Source organism: Metabacillus indicus LMG 22858 (assembly GCF_000708755.2).
GTDB classification, from domain to species: Bacteria; Bacillota; Bacilli; order Bacillales; family Bacillaceae; genus Bacillus_P; species Bacillus_P indicus.
Genome location: NZ_JGVU02000001.1, coordinates 338,598 through 352,819, shown reverse-complemented (window position 1 = coordinate 352,819; position 14,222 = coordinate 338,598). Strand labels below are relative to the sequence as shown.

Sequence of the window (14,222 nt, the reverse complement as noted above, 5' to 3'; positions counted from 1 at the left end):
TTTTCATTCCACTTCCTTCAGCATTTTTTCAATGGAAGTCAGTCTTTGGTTTATCTCTTCGTTTACTTTTACTTGTTCCTGCTGAAAAGCCGCATGATCTCTCTCCAGTTTCAGTCTCTCTTCGGCTCTTTTTTCCATCCGTTTGAAATAGCGGATAATAAAAATTAAGGGAAGAATGATGAAGATGATCAAGAATAACAATGGCCCTACTAAAGTAATAATATCCCCCATAAAATATCTCCTTTTCGTTCTGCACAATTATTCTTTCTTTTTATCAGATATGCTTTCTGATGCTTCTGCAATGATTCCGGCATCGAGCGGAACACTGAAGGGCAGAAGCTCAAAATACTTCATTGCTTTCCCATCGTTTGAAATTTCATGCTCTCCCTGTATCAGTCCCGCTTCTTCAAGCTTCTTGAGATGCAAATATAATAGCGGGCGGCTGATGCCAAGCTCCCTTGCCATCTGGCTGACGTATTGCCGGTCCTTATGAAGGACGGCTATAATTTTCAGCCGGTAAGGATTGGAGAGAGCATCCAGAACCTTAAGTAAACTGTCTCCATTCATTTGTTTTTTCATATGTAATAATTTTATGACAGGTGTAACTGATAATCAAGAAAATATTGGTATTATTTCTTTATTTTTGAAGTCGGTTACAAATCATGCAGGATTCACGTACATTTAACAAGAACTATTAACTCACAAACATTTGGAGGTGCTGTGCTTGGAAACTGTTTATCTGATTTGCGTCGTTGCTGCCGTCGGGTTTTTCCTTTTTAATCTCCTTAGAAAAAACCGCAGGCTGCCTAACAATGAGTACACACCCATGAATGATATTGACAACGGCCTCGTTCGAAACTATCAGAATGAAATTCCCTTAAATGAAAGCAAACATGAAGCAAGATATGAAGAATACGAGGAGAGAAAATAAGAAATTCCTTCCTTATTTCTGTGTAAAAACATTGAAAAGGAGCATATGTAATTTGAACCGAAATGTACTGCTTGCAATTCCTTCCTATTCGCCTGATGATTCAGGCTTTCAGAGTCCCGTCGGAGAAACATATACCTATTGGGAAAAAATCATATCTTATTTCCTCACAAAGGCAGATACGGTTGAGATTCATTGCTGGAAAGATGAGAAAGCTGCAATCAATGAACTCAAGGAATTTGAAGGAATAACTGTTATGACCGATGACGGGGACCTCTGTATTTTCACCGAAAAGAAAACACATGCTCTTTCTGATTTTCTCATAAAGAACCACGTAACGAACGGCCGCCTTAAATGGTTTACGGTAAATTTGATCAGCAGCGGTGAGACAGTTCTGCATTCCGGTCACTGGGGAACTGAACTTGCCGTTTACGGACTTTCAGAAGAAGATCATGCATTTATCACGAAAATAGTTCCATCTGAAACTGATTTCACCTGGTGGTAAATCAGTTTTTTCACGCATGTTCATCACCCTTTCAGGCCGGAAAGCCCCGATTCCCTTTATTTCATATGAATTCCGGGCAATTTGTCACATATTTAAGCAAATTTTAAGGTTTCATTCAGCACGGTTTAATGGTCATGAAATAAACTTTTCAATAGAGCCGTACATGCAGAAAACAGAAAGAAAGCGCTTAAGGCATGTGCAAATACATATTAGGATGGAATACAATGAGAACACAGACCGTGCTAAGAAAAATGGATTCAGAAGGCAGAGTCACATTGCCTCAAAAATGGAGAAAGTATTTAGGCATTAAACGCTATGATCATGTTGAAATATTTGCAGACCACCATTCCATCACGATCAGAAAATTTGAGCCACAGAAAAAATGCTTCATTACAGGGAAAATCGATCCGGACAATTTTGTTTGCTGCGACGGAAAAGTTGTCCTCAGTCCTGAGGGAGTAGATATCTTAAAAAACAGACTGGGCGGCAGCACGAGCTTTATCATACGGCCATAAAACCCCCTGCCATCATGGCAGGGGGTAAACTTTTTATTTTGCTTTTTCCGGCTCGCTGTATTTCTCGCCGAATGTTTCAACAGTAACAGATTTCATTTTCTGGTCTTCAAGCGGCTTATCGTTCTCCGTTTCAACTGAAACAATTTCATCGACCACATCCATACCTTCCGTTACTTTCCCGAAAGAGGCGTACTCGCCGTCAAGGCTTGGATAGTCAGCCACCATAATAAAAAACTGCGAACCTCCGCTGTCAGGCTGCTGTGAGCGCGCCATTGAGATAACGCCACGTTCGTGTTTCAGGCTGTTTTCAAAGCCATTTGAACTGAACTCTCCTTTAATCGAATAGCCTGGACCGCCTGTTCCATTTCCGTCAGGGTCTCCTCCCTGAATCATAAACTCAGGAATCACACGGTGAAAAATCAGTCCGTCATAAAACTTATCGTTAATCAGTGAAATAAAGTTTGCAACCGTATTTGGCGCGACTTCCGGATACAGCTCTACTTTGATTTGCTTGTCATTTTCCATTGTAATGGTGACAATTGGATTTTTATCTACTTTTTTAACTGGCTTGTCAGCGCTTTGCTCCTGATCTTTGTTTCCGCATGCTGTCAGGATGAGCAAAAGCATGGCCATGATGAGTACTGCCGTCTTTTTCATGTCATCATCTCTCCCATTTCATTTGCAATCAGTTCATACGATCTCAGCCTGTCCTCATAGCTGTGTGTAATCGTAACAATCATGATTTCGTTCACGCCGTATTTTCCCGCCATGCCAATCAGCTTCCTTTTCACTTCTGCGGGATTGCCTGCGATTAATTTGCCTTCTGAGCTCTTCAGCATCTCACGTTCTTCCCGGCTGTATGTATAGGATTTTGCTTCTTCAACCGACGGAATGCCACCGGTGATGCCCTTCAGCTGCTGAATTCGCCAAAGTCTGAGACTCCCGGCCAGCTCTTTTGCTTTTTCAGTGGAATCAGCGCATACAGCACTCACAGTAAGCAGTGATTTCGGCTGTTTCAGCTCATATTTTGGCTGAAAGCGGGTTTTGTATTCTTTTAGCATGTCAACCCCGTCTTTGTCACTCATAAACTCTCCAAATGCATAGGCTGTTCCCGTCTGCGCAGCAAGCCTTCCGCTCTTTATGCTTGTCCCAAGAAGCCACACTTCAGGCGGGACCGCAGGCACCGGTGCTGCTTTCAGACTGGAATAGAAATTTTCTTCAGGAAAATCACCGTGAATAAAATGAAGCAGCTCTTTAAATTTGTGCGGCATTGTCCGGACATTTTCCAGGAAATTGTCTGATAACGCCATTGTTGCTTCTGCCGATCCCCCTGGTGCCCTGCCGATGCCAAGATCTATCCTTCCCGGGAAAAGCACAGAGAGCATATGAAAGGTTTCTGCGACTTTATAGGGCTTATAATGCGGGAGCAAAACAGCACCGGCACCTATGCGGATTTTTTCTGTTTCTGCTCCGATATAACTCAGCATAATTTCAGGAGCAGGACAGGCAAGACCGGGCATGTCATGATGCTCTGCTATCCAGTAGCGGTGATAGCCCATTTTTTCAGCTGCCCTGGCAAGACGGGCTGATTCCCTCAGAGCTGTTCCCGCTGAGGATCCGGATGAAATCGGGGACTGATCGAGTATACTTAGTTTCAATCCTTCCACTTCTTTCTAATGTGAGTTGAGTTGCTTAAACACACTGACAGACTAAAATGATGAACGGCATGATCTTCATTATTTTACCACGAATAACAGCGGAATACAGGGCACATCCTGTTAAAAGAACGTATAGACAGAGGTGACAGGTTTGACACAGATTACCCTTATCTTTCTTATTTTAATATGGATGCCGTTATTTATTGTCCTGTTCCGTTTTCACAAAAACCCTGATCCCCATTTAAACAAAGAGGCAATCACCTTTGAAAACAGGGTGCAAAAGCGCCTCTACACAGCTCTCCGGAACAATGGCTACTATGTCAGGGTCAAAGAAAAGTGCGGGCCTTACACGCTTGATTTGGTTCTTCCCTATTACAGAGTTGCTCTCCGCTGCCTGATGGATGCAGAAAAAATAGAAGATCTCGGCAAAAGGAATTATCTACGGAAACAGGGCTGGAAAGTAGTCGGTGTAACGGAAAAGGATATAGACGGGAAAATGACGACGGTTTTGCATAAAATTGAAGCTGCAGTTCTTGAGAAAATAAAATGAGAGCGGACGACGTGTCCGCTCTCATTTTATTTATTTTCTTCTTCAAGCGCTTTTGACAAGGTTGATTTGATCGAAACGTTTTCAAACGTAAGTCCAAGCTGCATCGACGTAAGGGCAATTTCCGGACGGATGCCTGAGAGCGTGGATTTAATGCCGATTAAATTCAGAGCATCAATCAGCTGGAAGATTTGGTGTGCAACCATTGTATCGATCATCACTACCCCTGACAGATCGATGAATAAATGAGCGACACCTTTTTCTGTGCACTGCTTCAGTGTATTTTCGAGTATCATTTTTGCACGTGCTGTATCTATATCTCCTACTAGAGGAAGAAGTGCCGTTTCACCTTTCAATTTAATCACGGGTGAACTCAGTTCATAAATCATTTCCTGCTGGGCTTTAAGCTGCAGTTCTGACGTTCTTTGTGTTTCAACGACAAAATGATAAATCACTCTGTCATGAGCTCTTACGATCAGATCTTTTATTGCCTCTATTTTCTCGCTTGTATACTCATTTGGATACATTCGAATAAATGCTGCGACCTCTTTTAAATACTGGCTTCGTGTACGCATAAACTCTTTGATCACAAATTGAATCGGTGTGCTTAAATGCTCGCCGTCCTTTGCAATGCGTACAATCCACTCCTCGAACAATTCCATAAAGTCCACATCTTCTTCTGAGAAGACTTGAATAAACCGCTGGTGAAATTCCTGATTTTGCGCTTTAAGCGCTTTAATGACTTCCGGATCATTGGATGTATAAACCCCTCCAGTTTCTGACCGGTCAATGGATTCATACCATTCCTCTGTTAACTGCGGAGCACGCTGCTGCAAATAGGTGTAGAATTTCTGGTTTCTGTGCACGATGTTTCTCCTCCTGCTTCTAGCTCATTTCCTTCTCTTATTTTACTTCAATCTTGAAAAAAGCGCCAAATGAATGATTTTGTAAGGCATGCCAAATAACTCCAATAAATTGGGCAATATTTTAATTTCCCTGTTTTCTATCACCTTAAACCTAAAAATTGAATTTTTTATAGAAAAAAGGACCAATAAAGGCGTTTTCCTCTGCTATAATGACAGATGTTTGATAAATTTCCTGCATTCTTTACATATAACCGAAACAATATGAAACGAAATACGTCATGTCAGTAAGGCAAAAGGGTGGGAAGAAGAACGTGAATGTTGAAAAGCTGATAGAAACGCACCGGCCCAGAATGGAGAGAACGATCAGAAAAATCATAAAAAATCCCTCTCTGGCCGATGATATTATCCAGGATGCTTCCATCAAGATTTTCCGGTATTTCTCGGATTCAACGAGAACACTCCCTGAAAACATGGAAGCCTGGATTACCATCCTCTCTAAAAATACAGCCTATGATCACTTGCGGAAACTTAAACGCACTCAGGATGCTGTTTCGCACGCAAGCGAAGAATTGAAACGCCATGGCTCCATGGACAGCGAAACTCCTGAACGTGCTTTTCTCTCAAAAGAAATGATGCTCGAAGTAAAAGAAGTTTTTCAATCACTTGATCAAGAAACGAAAAACATTCTGATTCTGCGAAACCAGGGCCATTCGTATGATGAAATCGCCTCTCTGCTCAATATTACTCTAGCAAAGGTCAAAACAAGGGTATTCAGGGGACGCAAGAAACTATTGGAAGCACTTAAAAGTAAGGGGGTGCTCTAAATGAACTGCGAAACGTGCCGGGACCGGATTCTCCTATTCGACCAGCTTTCTGAAGCAGAACAGGATGCCTTGCTTGAACACATTGGAGAGTGTGACGGATGTTCTCAGGCTTTTGAGGAATATCTGCAGCTTGAAGAAGCCCTTGATCTCGTTTTACAAGATGAAGCTGTCATGATTTCAGCCAGGAAGAAAAAGAAGCCATACACCTATTTCAAACGTGCAGCTCTCATATGCGCATCCCTTTTCATCCTTTGCCTTGCAGCCTGGAATACCCCTCCGGTAAAAGCAGCCATCGAAAAAACGCTGAACGAGCTGATTGGGGACAAATTCCTTGAAATGGACAAACCTCTTGAGCACAAAGAAAGTGACAAAGAGAAAGAAAAAGAGACTGTGCCTGTCATCTATACAGTTAAAGTATCACCCGAAGGAAAAAAGACAATTTCCTATATGTCAGGCCGAAAAAACAGGCAGGAGTACGAAAACGGGAATTACGAAGTCTCAGATGGAACCACACGCCTTACTTATTATAAAGATGACCATGTCTACACATCTGAAAAACTTGATAACTCCATCTCCCAAATGACACAGGATATTTTTGAAGGACTGGGCCCTGATCAAATTAATAAACTGGGAGAGACCACGTATGTCGGAAGAAAGGCAGACATGTACGAAATTACGTTTAATGACGGTTCGAAGGTTGAATACTGGTTTGACCAGGAAACGGATTGGGTGATCAATGAGTTCAGATATGAAGACGGAGTAAAGATATCGAACGATGACTTGCCTCAGCTTGTTGAATTCAAGGTGATTGAAGCAGAGAAGAATCATACGCTTTTCGATGCCGTTCCGCCAGAGGGAGCAAAAGAAATCGAGTTTGATCCTATGAGGATTTTGAAGCTGGAAGATTAACTGGCACATTTATAAACCCCTGATCACTGTCGATCAGGGGTTTAAGTTATTTCACAGCACGTTTGCACTCTTCTTCAAGTTCTGACAAAGTTAATTGAAATAAATGCAAATCATTTCTTTTGTAGATTCCGGAGCTTAATAGCTTTTTTATCAGATGATTCTTCCGCTTTTCAATTGCCCGGCGGATCATGTGCCCCATCTTTGCACCCCTTTCACCGTTACTAATGGATTGGTCAATTACTGGCTGATGCCTGAAAATGGTTAATGCGGTTTGCTGCTGATGATGAATTCTTTCATCAACAAAGCCCATGCATAATATGCATGAGCTTTCGGCTGTCCGATCAGCGGAAATAACCACCATACTTTATTATTACTATGTGTTAAGTCGGATTTAATACCTGACTTTACTAGGCATTACCTGTTTTTTTCATTTCGGTGGAAATCGATGTCCAGGACCGCTTGGAAAATAGGATAGGTATCGCTTGTTCCTGTGCTTTCTTTTTTATGACAGAAGACAAATTATGGTTAATATAATCTGTGAGAATTAAAACGATGTCTACATTGCTTGGAATTGCCTTCAACTTAATTTTGGGTTTTCTGCCGTCCATATGAGAAATGACTTTCACTCCCTGCTGCCCAAGCTTTGAAATAATGGGTTCTATTCTGTCCCCTCCTGCAATTAATACGTTCTTCATCACGGTTTCCTCCTAAAATAAACGAGTTCGATTAACATTGCGGTGGAGAGAACTTACAATTCTTATTTCAAAGCCTTCTCCACATATTGATTATCAATGACCTCTGATGTATCCAGTTTTTTGTTGATTCCGCCTGCCTTGTATAAAAAGTCTGCCTGATCCTGATGGGCTTTTTTAAATTCATCTGTGGCGGGTGATAAGATTTGAGTTGTATTTTTTAATACAGCAGAGATGATCTCAACATCCACCTTTTCTGCATCAGCTATTTCTTTTGCTGTTTGATCAAGATTTTCTGTGAAATGCTTTCTGACTTCTTCATATGTTTTCAGGAAAAGAACGGTCAGTTCCGGGTGTTCTTCTGTAAAACCAGAGCGTGCTATCAGAAATCCCGGGGCATTAATGTTTAAATCTTCTCCACTGGCCAATATCTCAGCTCCAGTTTGAAATACTGCTGTTGTCACATACGGCTCCCATGTGGACCACGCGTCAATGGATCCGTTGTCGAGTGCCGGTCTTGCTTCATCAGGCTGCAGCTGAACGACTTTTATATCGGTGTCTTTTAATCCTGCACGATCGAGCGCAAGATATAAAAAATTGTAGGCGCTGCTTCCTTTTGCAACAGCAATTTTCTTTCCTTTTAAATCCTTAAGTTCTTTAATTGTGCTTCCCTTTGGAACGACAATCGAGTTTCCTTTTTTTCCGTCTGTTGTGACAGCAATAGCCTTAAAATCAATTCCGCCCGATTGTCCTGCAATAAGAGGCGTGCCTCCTGTTGCACCAAAATCAAGCTTTCCCGATACGAGTGCTTCAAAATGCGGGGGGCCGCTTGCAAATTCATTCCATTCAACTTTTGCTCCTGCTTTCTTAAATGCTTTTTCAAACGTTTTTTTCTCACGGGCGTATGGAAGTATTCCCGTGCTTCCCTGCACCCCTATATGGACGACTGTATTACCGCTTGATGCAGCTGCATCCTTTTCAGAACTTCCGCCGTTGCCGCACCCCGTCAGAATTAGCTGGATCATGACCAGTAAACTGACAATTGTGCCCCATTTAAACCATTTTCTTCTTTCCATATACAAACTCCCTCCTGGTTACGAGTTTACCTGATTCCCTGTCTTTTCATTTTTTTCACTGCTGAAAGTCCTAAATGTCCGCGCAAGGTGCCGCTTTCATATTCGTGTCTGAATAAGCCTCTGCGCTGCAGTTCCGGAATGACTTGATGGACAAAGGCATCAAATCCTTCGCTCATTATCTGCGGCATTATGTTAAATCCGTCCGCTGCTTCAGAAACAAACCAGTTTTCAAGCTCATCAGCAATCTGAACGGCAGTTCCCGCCAGTGTAAAATGCCCTCTTCCGCCGGCAAGCCTCTGCAGAAGCTGTCTGATTGTCAGCTGTTCTTTTCCAGCCAAATTACTGATGAGCTGTGTTCTGCTTTTATGCCCCTGAATAACAGCCGGAAGCTCGGGAAGCGGACCGTCAAGCGGATACCCTGTCAAATCTGCTCCCACACGCTTTGACAGCTGAATCAGTCCGTACTCCGGATCAGCAAGTTCATGAAGCTGCGCTTGCTTTTCTTTCGCTTCTTCCTCTGTTCTCCCTATCACAGGGCAAATACCCGGAAGAACAATGGTTTCTTCTTTTGTGCGCCTAAACTCCAGAGCTTTGGCTTTTAATGCCTTGTAAAACATTTGTGCATCTTCAATAGACGATTGCGCCGTAAAAATGGCATCAGCATATTTTGCAGCAAAACCGATTCCTGTTTTGGAGGAGCCTGCCTGCACAATGACCGGGCGTCCCTGAGGGGACCTGGAGCTGTTAAGAGGACCTTTAACAGAAAAATACGTTCCCTTGTGATGAATTTCATGTACTTTCGATGAGTCTGCGTACCTGCCGTTTTCTTTATCCCCGATAAACGCATCTTCCTCCCAGCTGTCCCACAGCTTGAGAGCAATATCCATAAATTCTTCAGCTTTTAAATACCTTTCACTGTGTGGAGGAATCTGCTGCAGGCTGAAATTTTGTGCTTCTTCATCAGTACCTGACGTAATCACATTCCACCCGGCTCTGCCTTTGCTGATATGATCGAGTGATGAAAATCTGCGCGCAACATTATAAGGTTCGTTAAAAGACGTTGATACAGTGGCTATTAAGCCTATCTTTGATGTAACTGCTGAAAGGGCGGATAAGAGAGTAAGAGGTTCGAGGCCTCCCCCTCCAAACTCGCCGAAGGCTGCTCCTATTTTGGAAACAGAATATCTGTCTGCGAGAAAAATAGAATCAAGCTTTGCTGCTTCAGCCTTTTGAACAATCTCTTTGTAATAGGAGATATCATGAATACGTTCAATTTCTGCTGAAGGATGTCTCCATGCCGCTTCATGATGTCCCATGCCCGAAAGAAACAAATTCAGATGCATCTGCTTTTTTTTCTCCATACGTCTCCTCCTCAACCTTTGTAGCTGTCTCGCCATTTCAGCAGCCTTCTTTCAAAAAGACGCACGAAAGAATCAGATGCTTTACCAAATACAGCAAAGATAATGATTCCGACAAATACAACCGTGGTCTGCGAGAACTGCCTTGCATCTGTAATTAAATACCCGATCCCCTCGCTTGATCCCATTAATTCTGCAGCCACAAGTGCAAGCCATGCTGCGCCAAGCGAGAGCCTTATTCCAAGGAGTATATTCGGGAGGGCCGAAGGCAGGATCAGGTTTTTGATTTGCTTCCATTTACTGAATTCAAGGACTTTAGCAACTTCAAACAGCTTTACATCTACACTCCGTATTCCTAAAAATGTGTTAACGTAAAGCGGGAAAAACGCTCCTTTAGCGATTAACAAGAGCTTTGATGCCTCACCAAAACCGAACCAGAGAATGAATAGCGGAATGACAGCAAGAGTAGGAATGGTCCTCAGCATCTGCATGGTGGGATCAATCGTTTCTTCTGCCTTACTGGAAAAGCCAACTACCAGTCCAAAGAGAAGTCCAAGAGATCCTCCAATCACAAAGCCTCCAATAGCACGGAGCAGACTCACCTGAAAATGATAAAGAAGATTCCCTCCTGTCAGAAGATCAAGAAAAGAAAGGAAAATATCGGTCGGCCTCGGCAGAAGAGTCGGGGAAATCAGTCCGAGATACCCCGCGAGCTCCCACAATGCCAGTAGAGCTGCGGGAAGCAGCATCCCTCTTGCGACCGCTGATGATTTCCCTTTTTTTCTCACTTCATCTATGGCGGCTTCCCCTTGCTGTGATTTATGACCGGGTGCAAAAATCCATAATGCTTTTTGGCTCAAATTGACCTCCTCCTTATATTCCCGCACTGTCTACAAGCTCAAGTTCATCTGTTTTTTCAAATTCGTTCAGGATCAGCTGCCTGTATTCCTGGAAGAATCGGCTCGTTTTTTTTCTTGGATGAGGAAGGTCAATGCTGACGATGTTCCGAATGGAACCGGGTCTTGCATTCATAATGACAACTCGGCCCCCGAGATAAATAGCCTCATCTATATCGTGAGTGACAAACAGCATTGTTGTTCTGTTTTTTTGCCAGATATCAAGAAGAACTTCCTGCATATGTGAACGTGTAAAAGCATCAAGGGCTCCAAAAGGTTCATCAAGGAGCAATACTTTAGGGTTTCTGAGGAGGGTTCTTGCTATAGCTGCCCTCTGAGCCATTCCCCCTGACAGTTCTTTTGGAAAGGCTTTTTCAAAACCGGCAAGCTTCACAAGTTCAATCAGCTCTTTCACTTTTTTCCACGTTTCCCTTTCAAAGAGGGAGTGATTGGCCGCTATATTTTTTTCTACGTTCAGCCACGGAAATAGCCTTGGCTCCTGGAAGATGAACCCTTTGTCAATGCTTGGACCCTGCACCTCTTCCCCAGCAATTTGCACACTTCCCGTAAAGTCCGTGTCGAGTCCCGCAATAATCTTGAGCAGGGTGCTTTTTCCGCACCCGCTCGGACCGATAATCGTGATAAATTCTCCGTTATGAACAGTAAGCTGAATATCTTTCAAAGCATGAGTTACACCCTTTTCAGATCGAAACCGTTTGTTTAACTGACTGATTTCAAGCAGCGTCATACATGCCCACCTTCCAGGGCGGCAGCCTTTCGTTTTTCTTTTATAAGCGGTAGCAGCAGTTTCCCTGTTATTTCAGATTCCTCAAGATTTGGATATCCAGATAAAATAAAGGATGAGATGCCTAGATCAGCGTACTCCAATATTCGATCTGAAACTTGATCCGGCGTACCTACAAGCAGCAGGGAACCGCCTCCCCTGACTGATGACAGGCCGGTCCAAAGATTGGGACCTGCAAAATAATCTTGATCCGCCGACTGAGCCCTAAGCTTATTCTGTCTTTTTTGGTTAACGGCATCGCTGCGGTTGAACCGCACAGAAGACTGTTCAACTGCACGTTGATCAACTTTACTGATAATGTTCCATGCAGCACGGTATGCCTCTTCTTCAGTCTCCCTTACAAGCACCTGTGCCCGCAAACCGAATTTCAGACTGCGCTCAACCCCAGTTTCTTCCTTTTCTTTTTTTAGCAAGTCTCTCATCTCTTCCATCTGCTCTTTAATCCACTCAAGCGGCTCAGCCCACATTAGATATACGTCTGCCGTTTTAGCTGCCGTCTTTTTACCTGCAGCTGAACTGCCTCCAAAGTAAATGGGAGGATGTGGTTTTTGGACGGGTGCGGGCTGGCTTGCACCCCGCTCTATCGCATAATAGTCGCCTTTATAAAAAAGTCCCTTTCCGCTGCCGGCGGCATGAGCCGCTAAAAACTCATTTCCTTCTGCTGGAGCCTGCTGGTCCCACAGTCCTTTTACGATTTGCAAAAATTCAAGCGTTCTGTCATATCTTTTGTCATGATGGTCAGCTAGAGGATCTCCGGTTGCCCGCAAATCATCAGGAGAACCGCCTGTCACTATGTTCACCAGGGCACGTCCTTTCGATAAGACATCAAGAGTTGCTGCCATTCTCGCTGCAAGAACAGGCTCAATCAGACCAGGTCTCATGGCTACTAGAGGCTTTAGGATACTTGTATGCGAAGCAATCATGGACCCCGTTATCCATGCGTCTAGGCAAGAGCCGCCTGTAGGAATTAAAGCAAATGTAAATCCTGCTTCTTCAGCTTTTTTTGCTACACTGATCATATATTCTGCTGTTGACTCCCTTTCCGGTTTTACTCCTATGTAGGCTCCGTCCCCCGTCGTTGGAATAAACCAGCCAAACTCAATCTGGTGTCCTGTTATACTCATACCTCATCATCCTCTCTCATTTTTCTCATTAAAAAAAGACACGTTCTACAAGTAGAATTCGTGTCTTCTCCGGATGACCGGTCGAATGACTTCAGCTTAGCTTTTAACAGGCTTCGGCTTCGTAAACCTATTCTTTTCGGTGCTGTCGAGCTGGGTGATTTCCCCTCCGTGAATGGTAATCAGCACAGATCCATAATCGATTTTCTTAACGGCGGTTAAAATTTGCTGAAGATGTGATTCTTTTACATTGGCCATCCGTGTTCCCCCTTACTTCAATTCTTTTTGAATGCTCAGATTTTGGGCAATTTCTGCAAATTGTTCAAATTGAACGTCAACCTTCTCCTGAACCTCTTCATCCTTTATTGGCTCATTGGCATCTGATTTATCTACATACTTATCAAGTACATAGACTCCTTTAAGAATGGTCTGTGCACTTAAAGCAGCTAGCAGCGGTTTAAGTGCGTAATCAATGGCAAGTAAGTGCGCAGCACTTCCGCCGACCATTAAAGGAAATAAGGGTTTATTCTTGAAGATGTCCTGAGGAAGCAAATCCAATAGAGTTTTTAATGCGCCTGTATAGGCCGCTTTGTATACAGGCGAGACAATGACAACTCCGCTGGCTCCGTGAAGAACCGAAATTGCTTCTGTGATGGACGGATCATCATATTTCCCCCGGATTAAAACATCCGGATCAAAATCAAGCACTGAAATCTCTCTTACAGATAATCCTCTTTCCTCTGCTTTCCTTTTAATATAGGCAGATACAACTGATGACCTTGATGCTTCAGACGGGCTCCCGGAAATTGATACAAGATAACTCACTACCATCATCCTTTCCAATAAGTACAAAGGCCCCAATATCTGTTTAAAAAAGCAGAGAATGGAGCCTTCGGTTTTCCGATTAGCATATCATATTTTTTTGTAATTGTCTGTATTTTATAACTTATTAATCCGATAAGTCAACTATGTTTTTTTAAAAATATAAAAAAAATCCAGCTCTGCATGTAAACAGCAAAGCTGGACGAAACTTAATACCTCGCAATAGACAGACAGTAATACGTATCTTTCCCGACAATGCCGTCAGATGACAGGCCTTTACCAGCCTGAAATGCCTTCACGGCACGTTCAGTCATACTTCCGAAAATTCCGTCAGCAGCACCCGGCGAATAGCCGAGACAGGAGAGCGTCCTCTGAATGGCGGCGACATAGGCGGACTTGTTGCCCGAATAACCGTTCTTGGCAAGATACGCATGGCTGAAATCAATCACGGTATTGCTGAGGACGACTCCGCAGATGATACCGCCGGACCGGACAAAGCCTTTATCCGACTTGCTGATGATCCACTGATAACCTTCATTTTCTGTACGGGCATTTTCTTCCCATGCACTTCTCCCGTTGCACGAATACGCTTTTGCATCTAATGACATATGTACTTCCCCCTGAAAAAATCATTCCGTTCAGGTACTCTGACTGCCGTTCCATTCTTTATGTATTCCCAGAAAGTACTTGAACCTCCATA

Annotated in this window: 21 protein-coding genes; 6 read left to right on the top strand and 15 right to left on the bottom strand. The window is 43.3% G+C overall.

What is annotated here, in order from left to right; translation table 11 throughout:
* Positions 1–3 precede the first annotated feature (3 nt).
* Positions 4–231, bottom strand: coding sequence for a hypothetical protein (locus AZ46_RS01720; RefSeq protein ID WP_029282067.1), 228 nt, complete (start codon positions 229–231; stop codon positions 4–6).
* A 27-nt stretch (positions 232–258) separates the two neighbouring features.
* Positions 259–579: an ArsR/SmtB family transcription factor gene (locus AZ46_RS01715; RefSeq protein ID WP_029282069.1), complete on the bottom strand. Its 321-nt coding sequence runs from the start codon at positions 577–579 to the stop codon at positions 259–261.
* A 145-nt stretch (positions 580–724) separates the two neighbouring features.
* Here AZ46_RS01715 and AZ46_RS01710 point away from each other — a divergent pair, with 145 nt between their 5' ends.
* From AZ46_RS01710 to AZ46_RS01700, 3 genes are all read left to right on the top strand, one after another.
* Positions 725–931, top strand: coding sequence for a hypothetical protein (locus AZ46_RS01710; protein ID WP_029282071.1), 207 nt, complete (start codon positions 725–727; stop codon positions 929–931).
* Between the two features lie 52 nt (positions 932–983).
* Entirely contained in the window at positions 984–1,433 is a 450-nt protein-coding gene (locus AZ46_RS01705) for a hypothetical protein (protein ID WP_029282074.1), read from the top strand.
* A 224-nt stretch (positions 1,434–1,657) separates the two neighbouring features.
* Positions 1,658–1,948 carry an AbrB/MazE/SpoVT family DNA-binding domain-containing protein gene (locus AZ46_RS01700; protein WP_029282076.1) on the top strand — a complete coding sequence of 97 codons (291 nt, stop codon included), beginning with the start codon at positions 1,658–1,660 and terminating at the stop codon, positions 1,946–1,948.
* 33 nt (positions 1,949–1,981) lie between these two features.
* On the opposite strand, the gene AZ46_RS01695 is transcribed toward AZ46_RS01700, so the two are convergent.
* Positions 1,982–2,605 (bottom strand): peptidylprolyl isomerase, encoded by a 624-nt coding sequence (locus AZ46_RS01695; protein WP_029282078.1) that lies wholly within the window; start codon positions 2,603–2,605, stop codon positions 1,982–1,984.
* A complete protein-coding gene (locus AZ46_RS01690; protein WP_029282080.1) occupies positions 2,602–3,606 on the bottom strand; it encodes an LLM class flavin-dependent oxidoreductase in 1,005 nt (334 codons plus the stop codon). Before AZ46_RS01690 ends, AZ46_RS01695 begins: the two co-directional genes overlap by 4 nt.
* 151 nt (positions 3,607–3,757) lie before the next feature.
* On the opposite strand from AZ46_RS01690, the gene AZ46_RS01685 reads away from it, so the two are divergent.
* Positions 3,758–4,156, top strand: coding sequence for a hypothetical protein (locus AZ46_RS01685; RefSeq protein WP_029282081.1), 399 nt, complete (start codon positions 3,758–3,760; stop codon positions 4,154–4,156).
* Positions 4,157–4,182: 26 nt separating this feature from the next.
* Here AZ46_RS01685 and AZ46_RS01680 read toward each other — a convergent pair whose 3' ends face one another.
* Positions 4,183–5,019 carry an STAS domain-containing protein gene (locus AZ46_RS01680; protein ID WP_029282083.1) on the bottom strand — a complete coding sequence of 279 codons (837 nt, stop codon included), beginning with the start codon at positions 5,017–5,019 and terminating at the stop codon, positions 4,183–4,185.
* 311 nt (positions 5,020–5,330) lie between these two features.
* On the opposite strand from AZ46_RS01680, the gene AZ46_RS01675 reads away from it, so the two are divergent.
* Both AZ46_RS01675 and AZ46_RS01670 read left to right on the top strand, forming a co-directional pair.
* Complete coding sequence (locus AZ46_RS01675; RefSeq protein ID WP_029282085.1) at positions 5,331–5,843, top strand: RNA polymerase sigma factor; 513 nt, start codon at positions 5,331–5,333, stop codon at positions 5,841–5,843.
* Positions 5,844–6,752, top strand: coding sequence for an anti-sigma factor family protein (locus AZ46_RS01670; RefSeq protein WP_029282087.1), 909 nt, complete (start codon positions 5,844–5,846; stop codon positions 6,750–6,752). It begins immediately after the preceding gene.
* Positions 6,753–6,798: 46 nt separating this feature from the next.
* Here AZ46_RS01670 and AZ46_RS21355 read toward each other — a convergent pair whose 3' ends face one another.
* The 10 genes from AZ46_RS21355 to AZ46_RS20895 form a co-directional block, all read right to left on the bottom strand.
* Positions 6,799–6,951, bottom strand: a complete 153-nt coding sequence (locus tag AZ46_RS21355) for a Fur-regulated basic protein FbpA (RefSeq protein WP_081414044.1) — start codon at positions 6,949–6,951, stop codon at positions 6,799–6,801.
* Between the two features lie 208 nt (positions 6,952–7,159).
* Complete coding sequence (locus AZ46_RS01665; RefSeq protein WP_029282089.1) at positions 7,160–7,447, bottom strand: DUF2325 domain-containing protein; 288 nt, start codon at positions 7,445–7,447, stop codon at positions 7,160–7,162.
* Between the two features lie 62 nt (positions 7,448–7,509).
* Positions 7,510–8,520, bottom strand: a complete 1,011-nt coding sequence (locus tag AZ46_RS01660) for an aliphatic sulfonate ABC transporter substrate-binding protein (protein WP_029282091.1) — start codon at positions 8,518–8,520, stop codon at positions 7,510–7,512.
* A 26-nt stretch (positions 8,521–8,546) separates the two neighbouring features.
* Positions 8,547–9,881: an LLM class flavin-dependent oxidoreductase gene (locus AZ46_RS01655; RefSeq protein ID WP_051865097.1), complete on the bottom strand. Its 1,335-nt coding sequence runs from the start codon at positions 9,879–9,881 to the stop codon at positions 8,547–8,549.
* A gap of 11 nt (positions 9,882–9,892) precedes the next feature.
* A complete protein-coding gene (locus AZ46_RS01650; protein WP_029282095.1) occupies positions 9,893–10,738 on the bottom strand; it encodes an ABC transporter permease in 846 nt (281 codons plus the stop codon).
* Positions 10,739–10,751: 13 nt separating this feature from the next.
* On the bottom strand, positions 10,752–11,522 hold the full coding sequence (locus tag AZ46_RS01645; RefSeq protein ID WP_029282097.1) for an ABC transporter ATP-binding protein: 771 nt from the start codon (positions 11,520–11,522) through the stop codon (positions 10,752–10,754).
* Positions 11,519–12,703, bottom strand: coding sequence for an LLM class flavin-dependent oxidoreductase (locus tag AZ46_RS01640; protein WP_029282099.1), 1,185 nt, complete (start codon positions 12,701–12,703; stop codon positions 11,519–11,521). Before AZ46_RS01640 ends, AZ46_RS01645 begins: the two co-directional genes overlap by 4 nt.
* Positions 12,704–12,799: 96 nt before the next feature.
* Positions 12,800–12,958 (bottom strand): YezD family protein, encoded by a 159-nt coding sequence (locus AZ46_RS21350; RefSeq protein WP_081414043.1) that lies wholly within the window; start codon positions 12,956–12,958, stop codon positions 12,800–12,802.
* A gap of 12 nt (positions 12,959–12,970) precedes the next feature.
* The gene (gene ssuE, locus AZ46_RS01635; RefSeq protein ID WP_029282101.1) at positions 12,971–13,525 is read right to left on the bottom strand and encodes an NADPH-dependent FMN reductase; all 555 of its coding nucleotides are present in this window, start codon (positions 13,523–13,525) and stop codon (positions 12,971–12,973) included.
* Positions 13,526–13,731: 206 nt separating this feature from the next.
* Entirely contained in the window at positions 13,732–14,130 is a 399-nt protein-coding gene (locus tag AZ46_RS20895; RefSeq protein ID WP_029282103.1) for a peptidoglycan-binding domain-containing protein, read from the bottom strand.
* Positions 14,131–14,222: the final 92 nt, after the last annotated feature.

Coding starts and splice junctions, on each gene's coding strand:
- AZ46_RS01670 (WP_029282087.1), top strand. CDS start 5,844: ATGAACTGCGAAACGTGCCGGGACCGGATTCTCCTATTCGACCAGCTT.
- AZ46_RS01640 (WP_029282099.1), bottom strand. CDS start 12,703: ATGAGTATAACAGGACACCAGATTGAGTTTGGCTGGTTTATTCCAACG.
- AZ46_RS21350 (WP_081414043.1), bottom strand. CDS start 12,958: ATGGCCAATGTAAAAGAATCACATCTTCAGCAAATTTTAACCGCCGTT.
- AZ46_RS01660 (WP_029282091.1), bottom strand. CDS start 8,520: ATGGAAAGAAGAAAATGGTTTAAATGGGGCACAATTGTCAGTTTACTG.
- AZ46_RS01720 (WP_029282067.1), bottom strand. CDS start 231: ATGGGGGATATTATTACTTTAGTAGGGCCATTGTTATTCTTGATCATC.
- AZ46_RS21355 (WP_081414044.1), bottom strand. CDS start 6,951: ATGGGGCACATGATCCGCCGGGCAATTGAAAAGCGGAAGAATCATCTG.
- AZ46_RS20895 (WP_029282103.1), bottom strand. CDS start 14,130: ATGTCATTAGATGCAAAAGCGTATTCGTGCAACGGGAGAAGTGCATGG.
- AZ46_RS01715 (WP_029282069.1), bottom strand. CDS start 579: ATGAAAAAACAAATGAATGGAGACAGTTTACTTAAGGTTCTGGATGCT.
- AZ46_RS01645 (WP_029282097.1), bottom strand. CDS start 11,522: ATGACGCTGCTTGAAATCAGTCAGTTAAACAAACGGTTTCGATCTGAA.
- AZ46_RS01655 (WP_051865097.1), bottom strand. CDS start 9,881: ATGGAGAAAAAAAAGCAGATGCATCTGAATTTGTTTCTTTCGGGCATG.
- AZ46_RS01695 (WP_029282078.1), bottom strand. CDS start 2,605: ATGAAAAAGACGGCAGTACTCATCATGGCCATGCTTTTGCTCATCCTG.
- AZ46_RS01700 (WP_029282076.1), top strand. CDS start 1,658: ATGAGAACACAGACCGTGCTAAGAAAAATGGATTCAGAAGGCAGAGTC.
- AZ46_RS01665 (WP_029282089.1), bottom strand. CDS start 7,447: ATGAAGAACGTATTAATTGCAGGAGGGGACAGAATAGAACCCATTATT.